This is a genomic window from Streptococcus parasanguinis (assembly GCF_001073155.1).
GTDB classification, from domain to species: Bacteria; Bacillota; Bacilli; order Lactobacillales; family Streptococcaceae; genus Streptococcus; species Streptococcus parasanguinis_D.
The window spans coordinates 16,081-38,417 of record NZ_JVEE01000032.1 but is presented as its reverse complement, the minus strand read 5'-3'; the positions used below and the strand labels follow the sequence as shown (position 1 = coordinate 38,417).

Sequence of the window (22,337 nt, the reverse complement as noted above, 5' to 3'; positions counted from 1 at the left end):
GGGGTCGCTTCAATCTCAATCCCTCTGAATCACGCTGCTTTCATAGGGAATCTCCTCGTTTTTCTATATACAAAAAAAGGTTCCGAAAGGAACCTTCTGTTCAATTATTCTACACTAAACAAGTATGGGTAGACTGGTTGGCCACCTTGGTGGATTTCCACTTCTACATCTTCGTATTTTTCAGCAAGGGCTTGGGCCAATTCATTTGCCAACTCCTCACTGCCGTCTTCACCGACATAGATGGTCACAATTTCACTGTCTTCATCCAACATATGAGCGAATGTTTCTTCCAAGGTTTCCATCATATCTGGATTTGAAACAACGATTTTGCCATCGACCATTCCAAGATTATCATTTTCATGGATTTCAAGCCCATCAATAGTGGTATCGCGAACCGCTGTTGTCACACTACCAGACGCAACATCACCCAATGAAGCGCTCATGCGTTCGTAGTTTTCTTCGATCGATTTGCTTTCATCAAAGGCAAGAAGACTAGTCAATCCTTGAGGGATAGTCTTGGTCTCAACAACTGCTGCAGGTTGATCAATCACTTCTGCTGCAGATTGAGCCGCCATCAAGATATTTTTGTTGTTTGGCAAGATAATGATGTTGCGCGCATTCAACTCTTCAACCGCTTTGACAAAGTCTTCTGTTGATGGGTTCATGGTTTGACCACCAGAGATGATGTAATCAACTCCTTGCGCTTTAAAGATATCAGCCAATCCGTCACCAGCAACTACTGCGATGATGGCATATTCTTTTTCTTCAACTGGCTTCGCTTGACGCTCTTCTTTTTCAACTTGCGCTTCGTGTTGGTTACGCATGTTGTCGACTTTGACCTTGACCAAGCTTCCGTACTTAAGACCTTCTTGCATGACAAGACCTGGATCTTCTGTATGGACGTGAACTTTGACAATCTCATCGTCATTCACCACCAATAGGGAATCCCCAAGGTTGTTCAAATAGTTACGGAATTCATCGTAATCGAAGTCTTTGACATAGGTTGGACCTTGTTTCAAAGCGACCATGATTTCTGTACAGTAACCAAACTTGATGTCTTCAGTTGCGACATGGCCAGCGACTGACTTGTGGTGTTCTGCATTGATCATTTCTGACATGGTTGCAGGTGTTGCTTGGAACTCTTCAGAAGCGATGAATTCACCTGTCAAGGCTGACAAGAATCCTTCATAGATGAAGACCAACCCTTGACCACCAGAGTCTACCACGCCAACTTCTTTCAAGACCGGCAACATATCTGGAGTCTTAGCAAGAGCTGTTTTAGCACCTTCAAGAGCTGCACGCATGACTTCTACTGCATCGTTGGTAGATTCTGCTTTTTTCTTGGCACCGATGGCTGCCCCACGAGAAACCGTCAAAATGGTTCCTTCAACTGGCTTCATAACGGCTTTATAAGCAACTTCTACCCCAGATTGGAAGGCTGCTGCAAGTGCTGCTCCATCCAATTCTTCTTTGTCTTTGACACTTTGAGAAAAACCGCGGAACAATTGAGAAGTGATGACTCCTGAGTTCCCACGCGCACCCATCAAGAGACCTTTAGCGAAGATCCCTGCTGCTTCTCCAACAGTTGAAGCAGAACGGTCAGATACTTCTTTAGCCCCATTTTCGATGGTCATTCCCATATTGGTTCCTGTATCTCCATCTGGTACAGGAAAGACGTTCAAAGAGTTTACATATTCCGCTTGTTTATTTAAGCGCGTAGCCCCCGCTTGAACCATTTCTTGAAATAAACTTGTAGTAATATTAGCCACGATTATTCTCCCACAATCTTGATATTTTGAATATAGACATTCACAGTATCCGTAGTGATTCCAAGTTGATTTTCCAAACTAAATTTCACACGTTCTTGAATATTTTTTGAGACTTCGCTAATTTTTGTTCCATAGCTCAAAACAGTGTAAACATCAACTGCGATAGTTCCTGCTTCCGTTGTTTTGACAACAACACCTTTAGAGAAGTTTTCTTTCCCTAGGAGGGCTTGGAAATTATCTTTGATCGCATTTTTGCTGGCCATTCCAACCACACCGAAGATCTCAGTAGCGGCACCGCCTACAACAGTTGCGATAACCTCATCAGTCAATTCAATTTGACCGTCCTTTGTATTGATTTTTACTGTCATAATTCTACCTCAAAAGTATTTTATATTCTATTTTACCATAAAAGAGATCAGCTGTAAAAGGGTAGGGATTATTCTTCTCCCGCTGTGACAGCTGTCTCTAGAGAAAAAGAAAAGAACCTCTATGAGGTTCTATATTCTTTATTAAACGCGTTCTACTTTACCAGATTTCAATGCACGAGCTGAAGCCCAAACTTTTTTAGGTTTACCATCGATAAGGACAGTTACTTTTTGAAGGTTTGGTTTTACGGCACGTTTTGTTTGGTTCATAGCGTGTGAACGATTGTTACCTGATACAGTCTTACGACCTGTGAAATAACATACTTTAGCCATTTCTGTGTTTCCTCCTATTAGATCTAATATAACGGATGTGCTAGCACCACATACCGTACTATATTACCAAAAAAAATCTCTCTTGGCAAGCTTTTGGCCAAAGTTTTTCATTTCCGACTTAAGAAAACGAATTCGCTCCGACATAGATAATTTCCAGATTTCCTAAGGAAACATCGCCCGTAATGTAGAAATCCTTGCTTGTCAGAGCACTTGGATTTTCCTGATGTTGGATCGCTGAGAGGGAATTATCCACATTTACATGGACACGCCAATCACTTGGTACATAGAGACTCAAACTTCCAAGGGAAACATCGACAACAAACTGAGCAGATGGACCCTCGATGCGGCAATTGTCAAAATAAACCGATGCTTCTCCCATACTCACATCTGCACTTCCGCGGGTAAAGTGTTGGTCATTGAGATATTTTGTCACTGTTGAAAAAGTGACATCAATGTCATTGCCATCCGACTTACTCATGGACCCAGCAGAATAGGAAGCTAGGCGGGCTTTTGTTTTCTTAGAGGGTTTAAACAAAATGTTGAGCCCAATCACAGCGAGAATTGAGGAAAGGATGACAACTGAATTTGAAACTGGGAGGAAATGGTATTGCCCATTGAGACAAAAGAGGGCTAAAAGTCCATAGATGAAGCCCCAACCAAAATGGCGTTTTAAGAAACTAGAGAGGGACAGAACGGCAAGCAAGGTAACCCAAGCTAAGGTCCAGATGCTGATGTCCCATTTTACAAAATAGCCCTGTAAAAGGATTAAGGCTGCTAAAAGGATTAAGAATACTCCAATTAATTTTTTTCTCATGATATTACCTCATTTCATTTAGTCGTTCTTTTAAGAGTTGATAGTAGCGTCTAGATACGTGAACCTGCTTATGGGTCTGGTAGAAATTGACCGTGCTGGTCCCTGAAAAAGACTTTTCTAGAGAATAGATCTGCTTTGCGTTGACAATGGTGGATTTGGAAATTCGACAAAAGGCGATGGGAAGTAGCTCCTCCAACTCATAGAGCTTCTGTTTGACCTCATAGGCCTCGTCCTTGGTGTGTCCAAAAATCTTCTCCCCGTCCGTCTCAAAAAAGAGGATCGATGCCACATCCAGAAAATACTCACTTCGATCCTTGTAGAAGGCCAAAGGAGCGACCTTTTGTTCTAGGATTCTCTCTTGCAGCTGGGTCAATTCCGGGGTCAAGCGCGGAGCTCGAATCAAGATCTCAGGCTCATCCGTTGATGGATCCAATTCGATTCTAACTTTCATAAAACTCCTTTCCCAACGTTTTGATAGTACCATTATAACAGCTGTTGAAAACAAAACAAGGGCTTTTCAGTAAGTGGCACGTTTTCCCCATCAAGAGGTCGTATTTGAGAAGTAAAAAAGAGAGTGGGACAGAAATCGGTAATTCGTTAGAATTCGATTCCGTCGTCCCACCTCCGCACAGTTGAGTAGGGCTGTATAAGCTGATGAAATCAGCGTAGTAGAGCCCACTCAACCACTGCGTCTTGCTCTACAATCCAAAGACAATTGAGAGGCTAGGATTTTTATCCCAGCCTCCTTCCTTTATTTATTGCTATTTTTATCCGGTAAAAGAAAACTAAGACCCAGGCAAGCAAACACACCTGCTGTGATGACCATACCATTTGAAACCGGCAGGACATCGTAAATCGCATTTGCGATCATAAATGCGATCAAGGCGCAGATAACACTTGCCTTGTAATCTTTTTTCAAGAGATTTTCAAGTGTAAAGAAAGCAAATAAGAGAACAGGGAACAAAGGCCAGATATTCACATCGATCTTTGGAAAGCCAACCATTCCCATTACCACAACTGCAAGAGCAGCAAGAATCAATGCAAGTCCAAGTAATTTTTTCATCATATACCTCATTTTGATTATTCGGAAGTATTTCTTCCTTTGATGATTCTATGATAGCAGAGAGCTCCTACGGAGACAAGGACTTTTGACTAAGCGGTCAAAAATGGTGCCTATGCGGTCAAAAAAAGAAACGAGACCGAACGAATATGTGATGAACATCATTCGTCGTCTCGCTCCTTCAAAGTCGTTTCTTCCTATGCCGATTGCAGGGATCGAACCTGTGACCTACGCGTTACGAGTGCGTTGCTCTACCAACTGAGCTAAATCGGCGATTACCTTCTTAGTATAGCACTCTGATAGCGGATGTCAAGCACTTTTAGTTGATCTTTTTAATCAGAATCTGACATGGATTCTGTGGATCCCATAGTTGCGGAAAAATCTCTAATTTTTTAAAACCAAGACTGCGATAAAAGACATTTGTTCGGTCATAATCTTTATTTGAACCTTCTGCGACTGTTTTGACCTGTAGGTAGGCCACTTGTTTGACTGCTTCTCTTTCTATAGTCGTAACTAATTCCCTTCCAATTCCTTGACCTTGGAATGATTTTTTCACGCCTAGACAGTCAATTTCAGCACAATCTTCACTCGAATATGATAAACTTATAAACCCTACTACATCACTTTCTTGATAAGCAGCTCAAACTCGTAAATCCTTAGCTCCTTCAATGTAGGCTTGCGTGCTTTCTGGTATTCCAAACCATTCTGGCAAATCCCTTAAAATCTCAGCGACAACTGCCATTTTTTGATCTTCACCCTTGACTTCTTTAATTACAAACATCATAAGTTCCTTTCTTGATTTTAGTCTTACTTTACCTCTTACGAACCAGCACTTTCGTAGGCATCCAATCCCCTGTCCCAAAGTTTGAGGGAAATAACAAAGAAAACAAGGGAAATCAGAATCAAACCACCAATATTAAAGAGTCCATCCTTGTCCTGCAAGAAATAGCTGGCAGGATAGTAGGCCGTAAAGGCGAAAGGTACAATAAAGCTAATTAACCAACGAAGGAGCGAATTGTAAATAGAAATAGGATACTTGGCAAAATCATTAAACATATAGAAAATGTAAATCATGGCACCTGACTGCTTGGTCCAAAAAGCGATGCTGGCTGTAGCAATTTTCAAGGAAGTATAAATCAAGGTCGCAAAAGGAATACAAACTAGAAAAATCAGGAATTTTGGAAGAGTCCAAGCAATGCTAGTCGCCGTTGTCGCTAGTAAAATTCCACCGACCAAAAGTTCACCCAAGGCATCAATCTGAAAGGTCTCAACGAGGATGTGAAAGAGAGGATTGATAGGACGAGTCAGATACTTGTCAAACTCCCCTTTTCGAACTAGTCGTTGACCTAAAGCCCAGAGATTGTCAAAAAAGAGATGATCTAGTCCCTTTGGAATTAAGGAAAATCCATAGATAAAGGCAATTTCTTGAAAAGTCCAACCTTCTAGGGAGGGAATGTGTTGAAAGATGACATTGAGAAACAAGAGGTTCAGGCCTTGAGTCAGAAAGACTCCCAACACACCAACCACAAAATCTACCTTGTATTCCATGATTTGCTTGATGTACTGTCTGATAAAAATCAGATGCATGCGTTGATATTTTTTCATACTAACCTCCCTGAATGGTGATAAATGACTGGACTCGTTTCCAAATCAACTGAGACAAGCCCACCATCACTATAAGCCAGAAAAGCTGAAGCAAAAGTGCTTGAAGAATCTGACTAGCATCGTATTTCCCAACAATAATCATGACCGGAGTGTAAATTAAGGATGAGAAAGGTAAGAAGGACAGAATATCTGAAATGACCTTTGGAAAGAAAGCCAAGGGAATCAAACTCCCAGACATAAAGGCCACTATGGAAGTCTTAAGTAGGTTGGAACCCCAAAGATTTTTAAATACAAAGGCTGAAAATCCAAAGCAGATATTAAAGAAAAAGTTAATCAGATAGGCCAGCGTTAAGCTAAAAAGATAAAGGGTAGTTAGTCCCAGCACTTCTACAATTCCTTGCCCAGACAAGATTTTCATCAAAACAATGACACTTAAAAATGGCAGTCCAACAGAGATAAAAATCAACCACCTGGAACCAAGCTCCGTAAAGAGGTAAGAAGCCGCAAAATGCACTGGTCGCAACAAGCGCATGATAATGGAACCATCCTTGACCTCATCACCAATCATAAAGGAAGAATCCGACCTAGTCAGAAGATTAGTCACAAAACTCATGATGATGTAGAGGGTGATATCCGCCATACTGAAGCCCTGAATCAAAGGCTCCTGGGAGGAATCAAAGACAGCCTTCCATAGATAAAAAGCCACAAAAGCACCCATGACATCGCCAATCCGATAAAGAATAAAGTTGACTCGATAGCTAATCAACTCCTGAATCCCTGCATTGATAAAGGGTTTATAACGTCTCCACAATTTGACCATCTTAGAGCTCCTTTCGATAGAAGCGACGGATAATATCTTCAATATCCGTATCTACCATCTTCAAATCACGGACCTCAAAATCAGATAAGGTTTGCTTGATAATATCGGCCGACTGGTAGCGGGAACTATCGAATTCAATATTGAGAGTATTTCCTTGTCTATCAATGGACATATCAGGCAAGCCCTCATAATGAGAGACGAGATGATTTTGACCTGGCGTCAGGTCAAAGGAGAGAGTCTTCATCTTTCCAAAGGTCTCCTTGAGCTGGCTAACCGTTCCATCAAAAATCTCTTGCCCCTTATCAATCATAAAAATCCGATCACAGAGTTGCTCAATATCACTCAAATCATGAGTAGTCAAGAGAATAGTTGTCTCTTCCTCCTGATTAATCTGGGTAATGGCCCGACGAATGTTGTCCTTGACCGACACATCCAAACCAATAGTCGGTTCATCTAAAAAGAGAACTTTGGGATTGTGAAGCAAGGAAGCCGCAATATCCGCCCGCATCCGTTGACCTAGTGAAAGAGTCCGCACAGGATCCTTGATAAATTCCTTCAAATCCAAAACTTCATTCAAAAAGTCCATGCGCTTATGGAAAAGCGAGTCCGGTACATCATAGATCTCTTTCAAAACCGTGTAGGTCTCTTGCAGAGCCAAATCCCACCATAACTGGGTGCGTTGTCCGAAAACGACTCCAATATCCTTGACATAATCTTGGCGATTATCCTGCGGAATCTTGCCGTTAATCCGACAAAAGCCAGATGTGGGCTTCAAAATTCCTGTCAGCATTTTGATGGTGGTTGACTTCCCAGCACCATTTGCTCCGATAAATCCTAAAATCTGCCCTTTTGGAACTTCAAAAGTTAAATCCTTGACCGCTTCAAAGGTTTGCTTTTCAGGATGAATAAAGGAGCGCAAGGCTCCCTTTAACCCCGGCTCCTTAACTGTCTTCACAAAATTTTTCCGAAGATGTTGCACTTCTATCATTGCCATATCTATCTCCCTATCGTAAGAAGCAACATTGTATTTTTGACTACAAATATTCTAAATCCTTACTTTCTACACTTACTCAATATTATTACAGAAGGCTTTATACCAACCTATTATAATCCAATAAAAAAAAGAATGCAAGCGTTTGCTTATAGATTATGAAATTAGAAATTTCTCTCTTGAAATAATGCTTTTGAGTCAGAAATTCTGGTTTAATAGTTTCCATAAAACACCAAAAAACCTGCCCTTAGGGGCAGGCTTATTGTTAAGAAAAAGAATTTTTTTAATCGAGAAAATTAACGATTCTACTGTTAATCCTTCAGCATTTAATTATTATCATCAGTCTCAATGGATTTTTAAGCCCTCAATTATTCTCTAAAAATTCTTTAATACGAGAAACAATAGCATCGCTTTGATAATGATAGAGGTCGTGAGGCACATCCATATAATCGACTTGAACATTAGACTGGTCGCTTGCAAATCTCTCTGCATAACGTTGCCACTCTGATTGGCTAAAGGTCGTGCCTTCACCGTTAGAAACCAGGAGTAAGGCTGGAATTTTCGAATTAATGCTAGATGGAACTTTCTTGGCATTTTCCTTTGCCAAACGGGATTCATGAAGCATGGCTTGTGACATCAACTGCTTATATGCTAGTAATTTATATTGTTGTCGTTCAGTTTCAGTCAGAGTTGGATTTTTTATATAAAAGGACTCAGGGAAATAGCGTAATAAGCCAATCTTACTGCTCCAATAAGCCACAGTAAGCAAGGCCTGATTATCCTTTAAATCTTCATAACTCGCTGGCAAGGCCCAATCCAGGCCAATCAAAGCCTTCACTTCATTCGGATATTTCTCTTGCCAAGCAAGACTCTCTAAACTAGCCATAGAATGCGAAATAATCACATAAGGACCTGAAACATGAGCTTGCGCCAAAGCTTGACGGGTCTCAGAAAGGACCTCCATCACATCTCTTGAACGATCACTATCTTCACTAAAACCATATCCTGCTCGCTCCACGACAACAACTTTGTATTTTTTGGAAAGGGAATCTGATAGATTCTTAAAGTCTAGGATAGGAGAGGCAATCCCTGCACCTGAAAGAAGAACGATTGTTTCAGACCCTTCTCCTTTAACAGAGACATTCATTCGATGTCCATTGACTGTAACTTGTTTACCAATGGGTGTGAGAAGCTTACTTTCATTTCGTAAACTGAATTGATGAAAAACAAATGTAGCACCTAAAAAGAGCAGGAGAAAGCCACAAACGATCCAGCTCCACAGTTTGAATTTTTTCATAGGCATATTGTACAAAAATTAACCTCTGGAAGCAACCTTTCCCAAACAAAAAAACAAGATCCACATGGGACCTTGCTTTCCTGTTTTTTAATTAAGCTTTGCCTTCTGAACCGAATACGTCGATACGTTCTTCAACAGCTGCTGTAATTGCTTCGAAACCTGGTTTCAAGAATTTACGTGGGTCGAAGAGTTTCTTCTTGTCGTATTCTGCTTCGTTTGCATCGTATTCACGTACGAATTGACGAGTAGCATTTGCAAATGCGATTTGGCATTCAGTGTTCACGTTAACTTTTGCAACACCAAGTTTGATAGCTGCTTGGATTTGATCATCAGGGATACCTGATCCACCGTGCAATACGATTGGGAATCCTGGAACAGCTTCAGTCAATTTTTGCAAGTGGTCAAGGTGAAGACCTTTCCAGTTTGCTGGGTAAGGACCGTGGATGTTACCGATACCTGCAGCCAAGAAGTCGATTCCTGTAGCAACCATTGCTTTAGCGTCTTCGATTGGTGCCAATTCACCGTCACCGATGATCCCGTCTTCTTCACCACCGATAGTACCAACTTCAGCTTCTACTGAGATACCTTTAGCATGAGCTTTTTCAACGACATCTTTCGCCAATTTAAGGTTTTCTTCAACTGGAAGGTGTGAACCGTCAAACATGATTGAAGTGTAACCAGCTTCGATACATTCAAGAGCATCGTCGTAGTGACCATGGTCAAGGTGAATAGCAACTGGTACAGTGATACCCATTGATTCTACAAGGTTTTCAATAAGGGCTTTACATACTTTGTAACCACCCATGTATTTAGCAGCACCCATAGAAGTTTGGATAAGTACTGGAGCTTTCTTAGCTTCTGCTGCACGCAAGATAGCTTGAGTCCACTCAAGGTTGTTTGTGTTAAATCCACCAACTGCATAACCATTGTCACGAGCTGCTTGGACAAATTTTTCTGCTGAAACGATTGCCATTAGTCATAGGCCTCCTATATATTTTTGTGGGGTTAATCCCACTTACATTGTTTATTTTATCACTTTTTAGATGAAATTGCTAGTTTTTCCTGTGCCTTTAAGCGATTTCTTACGATAAATGAGGAGGAACCCTCTCTCTCCTAAGACTTCTATCCTATTCAAAAAGCAAAAAAGGGGCGCAAGCCCCTTTCAATCCTTCTCTTTAAAATTTTTTAATGAAAGGAGAAAAGCAATCCCGCAAATCACAAGGAGTCCACCTGCGACCCATTGAGAATAGAAATAAGCAGCAAATAACTGACTGTCGGTAAACATTTTCCCAAGAAGTCCGTTTACCAATCCCTCAAGAAAGGGAATATTCTCACACACAGCAAGGATTGAGGCAAGAAAGAGAATACTGCCCGCTATCAGAAAAAGATAAAGAATCCATTTTTTGATTCTTTTTTCATCTCTGAGCAGATACTTAGAAGCAATCGCCACTAAAAAAATGAAAACATTCCATATGTTTAAGGCGATAAAATATCTAAAAGTATCCTTGTATGCGCCTATCCCCATCGCTAAAATCAGGATAGGACCGAAAAAATTAATGGCACTTCCCAATAGTGCAAAGAGGCCATCGACCAAAACCAGATACTTCTTCTTCATGTTCTCACCTCATCTCACACCTATTCTACCACAAAGAGATTTGAAAACAAAAAAAGATAGCCGAAGCTATCTTGATCCGATGCGGAGAGAGGGACTTGAACCCTCACGACCTAAAGCGGTCACAGGATCCTTAGTCCTGCGCGTCTGCCAATTCCGCCATCCCCGCGATTGAGTACTTTACTAGTATATCAATCAACGACTTTTTTGTCAAGATTTTTTTCAAACTTTTTTCAGAGTTTGTCATTTTTTCACAAAAGGGAGCAGGTCCTTCAACCTGCTCCCTTGATTTTTATTTGCTATCGTGGTTTTCAACTGCCGCTGTGATAAAGGCTGTGTAAAGTCCTTCTGGGCGGTTTGGACGGCTTGACAATTCTGGGTGGTATTGGCAAGCAACAAAGAATTTGTTTTCTGGGATTTCAACGATTTCGACCAAACGGTTGTCTGGTGAAACGCCTGAGAAGACAAATCCTGCTTCTTCGAACTGTTCACGGAAAGCATTGTTAAACTCATAACGGTGACGGTGGCGACGTTGTACCACTTCTTGATTGTCATAGGCAGCTGCTGCTTTTGAGCCTCGTTTGAGTTTAGATGGGTAAAGACCGAGACGGAGCGTTCCTCCCATGTCTTCCACATCGATTTGGTCCCGCATGATATCGATAATCGGATACTTGGTTTCTGGATCCAATTCGGATGAATTAGCCCCTTCCAAGCCTAAAACGTGACGGGCAAACTCGATACAAGTCAACTGCATCCCCAAGCAGACACCCAACATTGGGACGTCCTGTTCACGCGCATACTTGATGGCTTGAATTTTTCCTTCTGTTCCCCGTTGACCAAAACCACCTGGGACAATGATCCCATCCGCGTCTCCAAGGAGTTCTGCCACGTTATCAGCAGTCACATCATTGGCATTAACCCAATTAATCTTGACTTCTGCATCGTTGGCATACCCTGAGTGCTTCAAAGCCTCAACGACAGAAATGTAGGCATCTTGCAATTCTACGTATTTTCCAACCAAGGAAATCTTGACCTGTTTCTTGAGGTTCATGACCTTGTCGACCATCGCAGACCATTCTGTCATATCTGCTGCAGGAACATCCAATTTCAAATGGTCACAAACGATTTGGTCCATATTTTGTGCTTGCAAGTTCAATGGGATTTGGTACAAATGTTCCACATCCAGTGATTCGATGACAGCTTCTGGTGCGACATCACAGAATTGAGCCAACTTGTTCTTAATTCCTTGACCAGCTGGTTTTTCTGTACGGATGACCAACATATTTGGTTGAATCCCAAGACCACGCAATTCTTTCACAGAGTGTTGCGTCGGCTTGGTTTTCATTTCTCCCGCAGCCTTTAAGTAAGGAAGAAGGGTGGTGTGGATGTACATAACATTTTCAGCACCAACATCTGCCTTCATTTGACGAAGAGCTTCAAGGAATGGAAGGGATTCAATGTCTCCAACTGTTCCCCCGACTTCTGTGATGATGACATCTGAATCCGTCGTCGTCGCTGCTCGTTTGATCTTTTCTTTCAAAGCATCTGTGATATGAGGAATAACCTGTACAGTCGCGCCCAAGTATTCTCCACGACGTTCCTTTCGAAGGACTTCGCTATAAATTTTCCCTGTTGTCACATTTGAGTACTTATTCAAATTGATATCAATGAAGCGTTCATAGTGACCAAGGTCCAAGTCTGTCTCTGCGCCATCGTCTGTGACAAATACTTCCCCGTGTTGGTAAGGACTCATCGTCCCTGGGTCAATATTGATATAAGGGTCAAATTTTTGGATGGTCACTTTCAATCCACGATTTTTGAGCAAGCGACCAAGACTTGCTGCGACAATCCCTTTCCCGATGGATGATACGACACCACCCGTGACAAAAATATATTTTGTTGACATGTGCTTTCCTCTTCTTCTAATGTTGTAGAGGCCATTCCTCTTTGCAGAAAAAACAAAAATAGCTCCCTAATCCTTAGGGAGCTCCGACCTCAAAATGAGGTGCCCGAACAATATCTTACCGCAAATGGTCTACTTTGTCAAATTGAAAATTTCATGAAAATAATTTTCGCTGTTTACACGACCTTTTCCACTCCATTTTGTGTGACGAGAAATTTCTCAAATTGAAGCTGAGGCATGCAAAGAGCAAGGTCCTTGTGGATTCGTTCTAGCGCTTCTAAACGCATCTCGACTGACGTCTCGGTATTTCCTTGGATGACAAAGAGGGCGTTTTGCGTAGTCTCCTCAAATTTGTAATGGTCACTATCGCGTACATCCAACCAAGCCAGAACTCCTTTTTGATCCCGGTAGACAGGATCTGTCGGTGCGACATGTTTTTCACTAGAAAGGATAGGGAGAAAGAGATCGTCTCTTTGACTCACTGTAAATTCAATCGGTCCCTCAATCTTATCTAGGTCATGTCCTCCGATCGCGAGAAAAGACTTCAGAGATTCGACATTATAGATATCGATGATGCTATTGATCTGAGGAAGAGCTCCTCGATGCTGGATGTTTCGGATAAGAGCTAGGACTGTTGGTGGATTTTTCTTGATGCTACGCCCTACTTTTTGCAAAAGGTCTGTATACCCTTTAATGACAGGAGATGCCACTACTTCTTCTGTCTGACACTGGAGCGCCCATTGTTCAAGCTCTTTCTTCTTTTCAAGAAAAGAAGGGAGCAAAACTGCTTGAGGATCCACATTTCTAGCAATTCCGACCACAACTGTATCAATACCAAGAGCTACTAAACTTTGATCTAAACGAAAGTCCATCTGGAACACCTCCTATTGGGAAACCTTACACGTTTATCATACATCATTTCATCACTTTTTTCAATGCAAACAAAAAGAGAGTGGGACAGAAATCGGTCATTCGTTAGAATTCGATTTCGTCGTCCCACCTCCGCACAGTTGAGTAGGGCTGTAAAAGCTAATGAAATCAGCGTAGTAGAGCCCACTCAACCACTGCGTCTTGCTCGACAATCCAAAAACAATTGAGAGGCTAGGACTTTTGTCCCAGCCTCTTCTTATGATTTATTCTTCTTCCTCGTCTTCAGAATCCTCTTCTTCGTCGTCTTCTTCGCTCAATTCAACTTCCTCACCTAAATCATCTGGTACGATTTCATTGATTTCAGCATCGTAAGCTTCGACTTCACTCTTTTCATCATCTGGATTTTCTTCATCATATGAAAGAGCTGGATCTGCTTCGTAAACTTCTTCGTCTTCTGGATCGTCGTCGTTGTAGTCGATCGCATCTTCGTCTCCATCCATGAAGGCATTGACACGTTTTTTCTTCCGTTTCTTAGGAGTTTCATCTTCATCTGTTTCTTCAAGAGCGATGATTTCTTCGTCAACTTCATCGATAGCATACCATGAACGAAGACCCCATTTGTTATCTCCAAGTGGGATAAAGCTTCCATCTACATTCAATTCTGTGTAGAACAATGGGAGGGCTTCACGGATCTCGCTGTTTGATTTTTCAAGGTAATTTTGAATTTCATTTACAAGATCGCTAAAGTACATTTCATGGTCACGTCCGCGTAATTCCAAAATCGCACGCGCCACTTCAATCATAGAAAGTTCACTTTTTTCTTGTCCAGCAAATACTTCTAATTCCAAGGGTAAATCTCCTTATGTTTCATTTCCTAAATGGAGAAGGATCCGGTCTTCAACCTCATCCTATCCTCAATGATAGATTGAAAACTACTCGTCACTAAATCTATCACGCATTTTATCGTTACACTCTATTGTACGATAAATTTCCCCTTTCGTCAAAGGAAAATTCCAGGATTCTCCATGAAATCAAAAAAAGAAGAGCCTCACGGCTCTTCTTTTTATTCTCAATTATTTTACTTTTGCTGTGCTTGTGATCACGTTCACTGCTTTCTTCACTGTGATGTCATGTTTCAACATTTCTGGTGAAAGAAGGTTGCGAACTTGTTCAACTGGCATGTTGTAATCTGCTGCCAATTGTTCGATTTCAGCGTTGATTTCTTCTTCAGTTGCTTCGAAGCCTTCTGCTTTCGCTACTGCTTCAACCACAAGGTTTGTCTTCGTACGGCTTTCAGCTTCTGCTTCGTATTGTTTGTGAAGATCTTCTTGAGTTGTTCCAGTGATTTGGAAGTACATTTCAGGTGAGATACCTTGACGTTGCATGTTTCCAAGGAACTCGTTGATTGAACGGTGTACTTCTTCGTGGATCATTTCTTCTGGAAGGTCAACGATTTCAGCGTTTTCAACTGCAAGATCGATTGCTGCTGCTTCTACTGCATCGTTGTATGCTTCTTCTTTAGCTGCTGCCAATTCTTTGCGGTATTTTTCTTTCAATTCAGCAAGAGTTTCAACTTCTTCGTCGATGTCTTTTGCCAATTCATCGTCAAGAGCTGGTACTTCTTTTGCTTTTACTTCGTGGATAGTTGTCACGAATTTCGCTTCTTTACCTGCAAGGTCAGCTGCTTGGTAGTCTTCTGGGAATGTTACGATCACGTCAACTGTTTCACCAGCAGAGTGTCCAACCAATTGGTCTTCGAAACCTGGGATGAATTGACCTGAACCAAGTCCAAGTGAGAAGTTGTCACCTTTACCACCGTCGAATTCAACACCGTCGATAGAACCTACGAAGTCGATCACAACTGTGTCACCTTCTGCTGCAGCACCTTCTTTAACAACCAATTCAGCCAAGTTGTTGCGTTCGCGTTCGATACGAGCATCCACATCAGCGTCTGTTACTTCTTTAGAAACTTCTACTGATACTTCAAGGTCTTTGTAAGCACCCAATTTAACTTCAGGTTTTGTTACAACAGCTGCTGTCAATGTCCAGTCTTGACCTTTTTCCATAGATACAACATCGAAAGTTGGTTGTGCAACAACTTCGATTCCAGCTTCTTTAACAGCTGCTTCGTATGCTGCTGGAAGAAGATCGTTCAAAGCATCTTGGTAAAGAGCTTCTTCACCAAAACGTTGGTTGAAGATTGGACGTGGAATATGACCTTTACGGAATCCAGGTACGTTCAAAGTTTTCTTAACTGACTCAAACACACGGTCCAAAGCAGGTTTGATTTGCTCTTGGCTGATTGTGAAAGTCAATACACCGTGGTTAGTTTCTTTGTTTTCAAATGATACAGACATTCTGTCTCTCCTTAAAATAATATAGTCATTCCTTATAATTTTACCACAAAACTTTGAAATTGCAAGTTTTAAAACGTTTTTGCCTCTCTTTTCATCCAAAAAAACTAGCCCTTAAAAGCTAGTTCTGATTATGATTTTCGGATGGGATCATCGAGGTAGAGAGCACGGGCGCCACCGATCAATTTTGGCCGACTGGCGAGGGCTGTGACATGGGCTCCACCTAGTTCACGCAAGATAGGGCGAATTGGAACTTGCACGTGTTTGACATGCATCCCTACTGAGGTATCTCCGATGTCTAACCCCGCTTGAGCTGTGATAAATTCCACCTCCACAGGATCCTTAAAATACTTGAAAGCTGCGAGTTGTCCAGCCCCTCCTGCATGGAGACTCGGAAGGACATTGACGATTTCTAGCTCCTTTTTATCTGCCAATTCTCTTTCGACCACCAAGGCGCGATTGAGATGCTCACATCCTTGTACCGCCAGATAAATGCCTCTTGGATTCAACTCATCTAGTAAGGTCTGGACAATAGCTTCAGCAATATCGATGTTGGAGGCCTTTCCAATTTGCCCTCCTGCAACTTCGCTTGAAGACATCCCTAGGACGAGGATTTGTCCTTGGCGGAGACGACTTTTTTCCAAGACATCTACCAGGATTTCTTTCGTATCCTTCTTCAGTTGCTCCAGATCCATGAATTAGCTTCCTTTCTTTTGAAATGCATAATAGACCACATAGCCTAAAGCCATTCCAACAAAATTCTGAGCGAGGTTATTCGGAATATCCGAGATAGCAGCACCCCAACCATTGCCTAAAAAGAGAGCAGAAGCTAGTGCGTAACCGCCTACCATGACGACTGTCGCAAGGAGCAAGCCTAGGTAACGAGCTTTGCCCTTGAAGCCAGCGAAATAGCCTTGTCCCCCGTGAAAGAGGAGGCTAAAGAACATCCACTGAGGATAGCCTGAAATCATATCGAGTAGGAAGGCTCCGACACCACCTACAATAGCACCTTCCTTGCGTCCAAAGTAGAAGGCTGTAAAATAGGCACCAAGATCTAGCAGGGTGACAATCCCTGTAGGGGTTGGAAGTTTTGTATAGTAGCCAAGTACAACTGTCAAGGCTGTCAAAATAGAGAGGCGGGCAATGAGTTGAGTTCGATTAGATGTCATATTGTACTACTCCATACTGGTCTGAATGTTGAATCGCTTGGAAAACAAAGTCTTTAGAGGCTTTAACAGCTTCAAGTGGAGATTTTTCTTTTACCAACTGGCTGGAAATGCTAGATGCAAAGGTACAACCAGCTCCTGTATTGTTCTTTTCTAAGACTGGCTCTTCAATGACGGTGAAGTCTGTACCATCATAAAAGACATCAATGGCCTTTTCTTTATTGAGACGATTGCCTCCTTTGACCACGACATTCGCTGCTCCTAATTCGTGGAGCTTACGCGCTGCCGCCTTCATATCGTCGAGCGATTGAATCTTGCTTTGGGTCAAGATCTCAGCTTCTGGCAAGTTTGGCGTGATGATGGTCACATAAGGGAAGAATTTGATCAATTCGTCTCGAAGAGCTGAAACTTCTACATCATGGCTTTCCTTGCAGACCAAGACAGGATCTAGTACCACAGGGATCTCCGCATGGGCTTTGACATAGTCCAAGGCCAAGTCTGCCACTTGGACATTTGGTAAAAGACCGAGTTTAATAGCAGAGAAAGGAACATCTTTGAGGGAGTTGAGCTGTTGAGCAAAGGTCGTCGGATCCACCGGAATCACTTCAAAACCGTGCTCCGTCATGGCGGTCAAACAAGTCACCGCTACAAAACCATGCTGTTTGTTAGTCGTATAGGTTGCAAGGTCTGCGTGAAGACCTCCCCCACTAAAAATATCATTTCCTGAAATAGCTAGAATCAATTCATTACTCATAACGGATCTCCTTTAAATATAAGCCATTTGGCGCTGCTGTAGGACCTGCTAGATTGCGGTCCTTCTTTTCTAAAATTAGATCGATCTGCTCGATCGGCATCCGATCATTTCCAATCTTCAACAAAGTTCCCACCATATTGCGGATTTGCTTGTAAAGAAAGCCATTGCCCGAAAAGGTAAAGACCAGGCGATGATGTTCTGCATCCTCGACCAAGCGAGCCTCTGTAATCGTACGAACCTTGTCTTCCACACTGGTTCCTGAAGCTGTGAAACCGGTGAAATCATGGGTTCCCTCCAACTTTTGGATGGCTGCTTGCATCTTTTCCACATCCAAAGGATAAGGATAGTGGGTGGCATAGTGGCGCATCATGGGGTTCTTGGGACGACCATAATCCACGATGAATTCATAGGTCTTGCTGTGCTTCTTGTAGCGTGAATGAAAGTCATCTGCTACTTGCTCCACTCGGATGAAATCAATATCCTCTGGGGTTTGGGTATCGAGGGCAAAGCGAAGCTTCTCCTCGTCCCGCGCTTGGGGGAGATCAAAATGAATCACCTGGCCAAGAGCATGGACACCTGAATCCGTCCGCCCCGCTCCATGAACGGTAACAGGGGTTCCTTGATTGAGACGCGTCAAGGTCTTCTCGATTTCCTCTTGCACACTACGGGCATGCGGTTGGCGTTGAAACCCTGCAAACAAGGTCCCGTCATATGAAATGGTTGCTTTGTATCGTGTCATAGTTTTATTTTAGCAGGATATAGAAGGGGTTACAAGAGTGAAAAAACCAAACTGTCCGGGTACAGTTTCGCAAACACAAAAAGAGGCTGGGACAAAAGTCCTAGCCTCTCAATTATTTTTGGATTGTCGAGCAAGACGCAGTGGTTGAGTGGGCTCTACTACGCTGATTTCATCAGCTTTTACAGCCCTACTCAACTGTGCGGAGGTTGGACGACGAAATCGAATTCTATCGAATTACCGATTTCTGTCCCACTCTCCTAACTTCGACCTGTTACAAATCAACTAGGTCTCAGTCTCTTTTTTTATTTTTCAAGTCCATTCCTGCTGCTCCTAAGATCGCTCCTAGTAAAGCGAGCCCCAGAGCAGATTCCACTCCTGTTTCTGGAAGTTGCTTGTTAGAAGATACTGCTTCTGAACGAACCTCTTTTTCCACAGCTGCTGGAATTGGCGTTGGTGTATTTACTGGTGCCACTAGTTGATCCTTCGAGATCACTTGAGGTGTTGAAGGATCTGGAACCATTTTGTTCACAAGCACGTCTGACTTCACTGGTGCTTCTACTGAAGGGCTTGTTGGGATCACAATTTCTTTGGTACCGACTTCAACAATTTCTGCAACTGGCTCTGTTGCTACTTCTGTAGCGATCACTTTTCGACTTTGATCAAGTGCCGAAACCTCTACATACTCAAGACCTTGCCCTTTAACCCCAGCCTGGATCACTCTGCGTTCTCCTTTAGCGAGATCTGGATTGGTCCGTTCCACAAGGTCAAAATCAAGTTCTTTCTCCACGATGTCAAGACTTGGTTTGTCTTCCACTAGGGCTTTGACGTCATTTTCAGCCAAGCTACCTACTTGCGTGATTGGCTTGAGCCCCGTAAGGGCTTGAGTCAGAGCAGCCACTTCTTGATCCACCTGATCTTGATGAGCACGGCTCACATTCCAATTCAAGCTATCTAAGACTTTCGCAAGTGCTGCGCGAGATTCTGGTGTGTAAATGGCTAGATCTGTTGGCACCGTAGCAACTGCTTTTCTAAGAGCAGTGAAGTCTGCCTTGAAATAGTCCTTGTTGTGGTTGGCAAAAGCTTCCATAACCTGGAAGACTTCTTCTTCCTTGTATTCATTGGCCGGCTCATCAGCCCAAATTCCCAACATACTTCCGGATGTCGGTAATTTGACATCAGGGTACTTGGTTGAAGCTAACTGTTCAAATGGAACAGTTTCTGTATTTTGGATAGCTTTTTCGAGCGGATAACTTTGATCACCTTTGTGGCCCAAAACATAGTACCAGTCTCCGTTGGTGTTAAGGAATTTATACCCCTTATCTGCCAAATACTGTGGAGATGCGAGGTTATAGCCCCACCATCCCTTAGACCAATATGAAATCAAGACGTCCTTGTCAAAGGCGACATCATCTTCATCTCCATAATAGAAGCCATCGTTAAAGGCCATTGGCTGCAAGCCTTTTTCACGCGCCATGGCTGCAAGACTATTGGAATACTCCGCAAATTTACCATAGAGGTCATACCACTTGAGGTAATACCAACCTTGCGCACTGGTAGCGTCATTGGCATATTCATCTGTTCCGTAGTTAAAGATCTTAGACTTGTCTTTGAAGTAGTCCATGTACTTGCCAATCAAGGCTTTGGTAAAGTTGACTGCTGCTTCATTGGTCAAATCCATGGTTGTTTTTGAAACCGTATCAAAGCTGGCTTGTGGATTTTCAATGCCCAATTTTTCCATGACCACCAACAAAGCATCCATGTGTCCAGGACTATTGACTGCCGCAATCAAGCCGATTCCTTTCGCAGTCGCATAAGCATGGAGTTCATCCATTTCCGCTTGGGTCAAGGCTTGACCATTTGGATCATCGTAATAGGCCTTGGTGCCTTCTAAAATGGCCTTTTTCACATCATCACTGGCATAGGTTTTGCCATTGGCTTCCACCGTCATATCATCGAGGACGAAGCGCATACCATCGTTTCCGACAAGGAGGTGCAAGTCAGAATAACCCAACTCACTGGCCTTATCTACGATCCGTTTCAATTGATCCAGTGAGAAGTATTTGCGGCCTGCATCGATCGAGATGACCTTCTTCATGGCAAGTTTTTCTTCCGCTTCTTTTGCTGCAACTTCTTTCGCGTAGCTTTCCGTATACACCAAAGCATCTTGAGCTGCTTTGAGATTGTCGATCAAAGTTTTGGCCTCTGCTCGAGTCGTGTCTGTTCCTGCCCCTTCTAATGCTTTTTTAGCTGCCGTAAAGGCTACTAGAGATTCCGGTGTATAGTGATCCAAATCAGTTGGAGCTTCTGAAAGAGCTTTTCCGACGACTTCAGGATCTGCAACAAAGTAGTCCGCATTCTTGTCCGCGAAGGCATGCATGAGCTTAAAGAGAAGGTCTTTTTTGTAGGTTGCGGATGGCGTATCTGCCCAAGCAGCTACCATGCCACCGATGAAAGGTACCTTAGCCCCATCATTTTTTTGAACCACATCAATCGCTGACTTGGAAATTCCTTCGAGACCTTGATCGAGGTTGTACCAACCAGATCCAGCCTTGTCCCGTCCAAGCACATAATACCAAGCATCATTGGTATTAAGAATCTGATGACCTAGTTCAGACAAGAGTTTTGAAGAAGCGACATCATAGCCGTTCCAGCCACCTGTCCAGTAGGAGACAATGATATCCTTGTCAAAAGTGCCATAGGAAGTATCACCATTGTAGTAGATTCCGTCATTAAAGGCCATTGGTTTCATCTTGTGTTTTTTCACAATAGCTGCTAGATCATTGGCGTATTGAATGAATTTTTCATAGCCTTTTTCTGGATAGCCTTCACCTGGCCAATGCTTGCTGGCTTGGAGAACCTGCCAACCATGGGCATCTGTAGCATCGTTGGCATATTCATCCAAACCGATATTGAAAATATCTGCCTTGCCGCTGAAATAAGCCGCATACTTGTCTACCAAAGCCTTGGTAAAGTCTAAGGCTTTTTGGTTGTCCAAATCAACTGTCCGGGCTGATTTTTTAGTGCCAAAGTAATTAAAGTGAGGGTTTTCGATCCCCAATTGTTCCATGGCTGTCAGAATCGCATCCATGTGACCTGGACTATTAATGGTTGGGATGACACCTACTTTCTTCGATTTGGCGTAGGCTAAAATATCATCCATTTGAGCCTGGGTCAAGGCTGTCCCGTTCGGATCATCGTAATAAGCCTTCGTCCCTTTTTCAACCGCATCTGTCACGGCTTGGCTAGAATAAGAAGTATCTCCCACTTTCAAAGACATGTCATCCAGCACAAAGCGCAAACCATCATTTCCAACTAGAAGATGCAAGTCTGTATAACCCGTCTTACTTGCTTCATCAATGATTTCCTTGATTTGGTCTGGTGAGAAGTACTTGCGACCGGCATCAATCGATACAATCTTTTTCTTGGCTAATTTTTCTTCCTGATCAGGATCTTTAGTAGGTGTTTCCGTCGCTGCTGTCGCTGGTTGAGCTGCCACATCCGACTCTGCGACAGAACTTGCTTCTTCGCGAATCAAACGGTCAAGATCTGATACCCGCAATTCACGATCAGGCAGTGTCGGTTGACTTTGATCGACGATTGGGGCAGGAGCCGTTGGTTTTTCTACTGTTGGCTGAGAAGCTTCCTCATTAAGAGAAATCGTTGACTCACCCTCGCTTGGCTGCGTTGGAACTGTCGTTGAAGGACTGTCTGTAACGCTCGACGTATCTGCCGCTACAACATGAGCACCAGCAAAAAATCCTATGAGCACCGAAGCAGCTCCTACTGCATACTTGCGAATCGCATAACGTGGTTGATGTGATTTCATCAGGACCTCCTAAATCGTCTTTGTAATCGTTTTCTTAAATTTACCACGATATCTTAATA

General features: G+C 42.7%; 21 protein-coding genes, 2 tRNA genes and 1 pseudogene. All 24 read right to left on the bottom strand.

Annotated elements, in window-relative coordinates:
• Nucleotides 1-104: 104 nt before the first annotated feature.
• The 24 genes and pseudogenes from ADH92_RS05310 to ADH92_RS05190 all read right to left on the bottom strand — a co-directional run bounded on the left by ADH92_RS05310 (nucleotide 105) and on the right by ADH92_RS05190 (nucleotide 22,278).
• The gene (locus ADH92_RS05310; RefSeq protein WP_014712937.1) at nucleotides 105-1,769 is read right to left on the bottom strand and encodes a DAK2 domain-containing protein; all 1,665 of its coding nucleotides are present in this window, start codon (nucleotides 1,767-1,769) and stop codon (nucleotides 105-107) included.
• 2 nt (nucleotides 1,770-1,771) lie between these two features.
• On the bottom strand, nucleotides 1,772-2,137 hold the full coding sequence (locus ADH92_RS05305) for an Asp23/Gls24 family envelope stress response protein (protein WP_003004393.1): 366 nt from the start codon (nucleotides 2,135-2,137) through the stop codon (nucleotides 1,772-1,774).
• A gap of 141 nt (nucleotides 2,138-2,278) precedes the next feature.
• On the bottom strand, nucleotides 2,279-2,467 hold the full coding sequence (gene rpmB, locus ADH92_RS05300; RefSeq protein ID WP_001140948.1) for a 50S ribosomal protein L28: 189 nt from the start codon (nucleotides 2,465-2,467) through the stop codon (nucleotides 2,279-2,281).
• A gap of 118 nt (nucleotides 2,468-2,585) precedes the next feature.
• The gene (locus ADH92_RS05295; protein ID WP_013904689.1) at nucleotides 2,586-3,281 is read right to left on the bottom strand and encodes a LiaF transmembrane domain-containing protein; all 696 of its coding nucleotides are present in this window, start codon (nucleotides 3,279-3,281) and stop codon (nucleotides 2,586-2,588) included.
• 4 nt (nucleotides 3,282-3,285) lie between these two features.
• On the bottom strand, nucleotides 3,286-3,732 hold the full coding sequence (locus tag ADH92_RS05290) for a LytTR family DNA-binding domain-containing protein (RefSeq protein WP_049497660.1): 447 nt from the start codon (nucleotides 3,730-3,732) through the stop codon (nucleotides 3,286-3,288).
• A 300-nt stretch (nucleotides 3,733-4,032) separates the two neighbouring features.
• Nucleotides 4,033-4,344: a LiaF transmembrane domain-containing protein gene (locus tag ADH92_RS05285; protein WP_049497691.1), complete on the bottom strand. Its 312-nt coding sequence runs from the start codon at nucleotides 4,342-4,344 to the stop codon at nucleotides 4,033-4,035.
• A 197-nt stretch (nucleotides 4,345-4,541) separates the two neighbouring features.
• Nucleotides 4,542-4,614 (bottom strand) — tRNA-Thr (locus tag ADH92_RS05280).
• A gap of 46 nt (nucleotides 4,615-4,660) precedes the next feature.
• Nucleotides 4,661-5,122: pseudogene (locus ADH92_RS10595) on the bottom strand (GNAT family N-acetyltransferase).
• Between the two features lie 38 nt (nucleotides 5,123-5,160).
• The gene (locus tag ADH92_RS05265) at nucleotides 5,161-5,946 is read right to left on the bottom strand and encodes an ABC transporter permease (protein ID WP_003017328.1); all 786 of its coding nucleotides are present in this window, start codon (nucleotides 5,944-5,946) and stop codon (nucleotides 5,161-5,163) included.
• Nucleotide 5,947: 1 nt separating this feature from the next.
• Nucleotides 5,948-6,766 carry an ABC transporter permease gene (locus tag ADH92_RS05260; protein ID WP_023919334.1) on the bottom strand — a complete coding sequence of 273 codons (819 nt, stop codon included), beginning with the start codon at nucleotides 6,764-6,766 and terminating at the stop codon, nucleotides 5,948-5,950.
• A 1-nt stretch (nucleotide 6,767) separates the two neighbouring features.
• The gene (locus tag ADH92_RS05255) at nucleotides 6,768-7,760 is read right to left on the bottom strand and encodes an ABC transporter ATP-binding protein (RefSeq protein ID WP_013904684.1); all 993 of its coding nucleotides are present in this window, start codon (nucleotides 7,758-7,760) and stop codon (nucleotides 6,768-6,770) included.
• A 361-nt stretch (nucleotides 7,761-8,121) separates the two neighbouring features.
• Nucleotides 8,122-9,060 carry an alpha/beta fold hydrolase gene (locus ADH92_RS05250; RefSeq protein WP_049497656.1) on the bottom strand — a complete coding sequence of 313 codons (939 nt, stop codon included), beginning with the start codon at nucleotides 9,058-9,060 and terminating at the stop codon, nucleotides 8,122-8,124.
• Between the two features lie 85 nt (nucleotides 9,061-9,145).
• Entirely contained in the window at nucleotides 9,146-10,027 is an 882-nt protein-coding gene (locus tag ADH92_RS05245) for a class II fructose-bisphosphate aldolase (RefSeq protein WP_003004573.1), read from the bottom strand.
• A gap of 189 nt (nucleotides 10,028-10,216) precedes the next feature.
• Nucleotides 10,217-10,669: a hypothetical protein gene (locus tag ADH92_RS05240; protein ID WP_049497653.1), complete on the bottom strand. Its 453-nt coding sequence runs from the start codon at nucleotides 10,667-10,669 to the stop codon at nucleotides 10,217-10,219.
• 80 nt (nucleotides 10,670-10,749) lie between these two features.
• Nucleotides 10,750-10,835, bottom strand: a tRNA-Leu gene (locus ADH92_RS05235).
• Nucleotides 10,836-10,958: 123 nt separating this feature from the next.
• Nucleotides 10,959-12,572, bottom strand: coding sequence for a CTP synthase (locus ADH92_RS05230; RefSeq protein WP_021154457.1), 1,614 nt, complete (start codon nucleotides 12,570-12,572; stop codon nucleotides 10,959-10,961).
• Nucleotides 12,573-12,745: 173 nt separating this feature from the next.
• Nucleotides 12,746-13,441 carry a B3/B4 domain-containing protein gene (locus tag ADH92_RS05225; protein WP_049497650.1) on the bottom strand — a complete coding sequence of 232 codons (696 nt, stop codon included), beginning with the start codon at nucleotides 13,439-13,441 and terminating at the stop codon, nucleotides 12,746-12,748.
• Between the two features lie 261 nt (nucleotides 13,442-13,702).
• Nucleotides 13,703-14,287 (bottom strand): DNA-directed RNA polymerase subunit delta, encoded by a 585-nt coding sequence (gene rpoE, locus ADH92_RS05220; protein WP_003010182.1) that lies wholly within the window; start codon nucleotides 14,285-14,287, stop codon nucleotides 13,703-13,705.
• A gap of 225 nt (nucleotides 14,288-14,512) precedes the next feature.
• On the bottom strand, nucleotides 14,513-15,796 hold the full coding sequence (tig, locus tag ADH92_RS05215; RefSeq protein ID WP_003017990.1) for a trigger factor: 1,284 nt from the start codon (nucleotides 15,794-15,796) through the stop codon (nucleotides 14,513-14,515).
• 128 nt (nucleotides 15,797-15,924) lie between these two features.
• The gene (locus ADH92_RS05210) at nucleotides 15,925-16,488 is read right to left on the bottom strand and encodes a TIGR01440 family protein (protein WP_049497648.1); all 564 of its coding nucleotides are present in this window, start codon (nucleotides 16,486-16,488) and stop codon (nucleotides 15,925-15,927) included.
• A gap of 3 nt (nucleotides 16,489-16,491) precedes the next feature.
• The gene (locus ADH92_RS05205) at nucleotides 16,492-16,962 is read right to left on the bottom strand and encodes an ECF transporter S component (protein WP_049497646.1); all 471 of its coding nucleotides are present in this window, start codon (nucleotides 16,960-16,962) and stop codon (nucleotides 16,492-16,494) included.
• On the bottom strand, nucleotides 16,952-17,713 hold the full coding sequence (locus tag ADH92_RS05200; protein WP_049497643.1) for a bifunctional hydroxymethylpyrimidine kinase/phosphomethylpyrimidine kinase: 762 nt from the start codon (nucleotides 17,711-17,713) through the stop codon (nucleotides 16,952-16,954). Before ADH92_RS05200 ends, ADH92_RS05205 begins: the two co-directional genes overlap by 11 nt.
• Nucleotides 17,706-18,452 (bottom strand): tRNA pseudouridine(38-40) synthase TruA, encoded by a 747-nt coding sequence (gene truA, locus ADH92_RS05195; protein ID WP_021154450.1) that lies wholly within the window; start codon nucleotides 18,450-18,452, stop codon nucleotides 17,706-17,708. The genes ADH92_RS05200 and truA overlap by 8 nt, the downstream gene beginning before the upstream one ends.
• 289 nt (nucleotides 18,453-18,741) lie before the next feature.
• Nucleotides 18,742-22,278 carry a family 20 glycosylhydrolase gene (locus ADH92_RS05190; protein ID WP_049497641.1) on the bottom strand — a complete coding sequence of 1,179 codons (3,537 nt, stop codon included), beginning with the start codon at nucleotides 22,276-22,278 and terminating at the stop codon, nucleotides 18,742-18,744.
• Nucleotides 22,279-22,337: the final 59 nt, after the last annotated feature.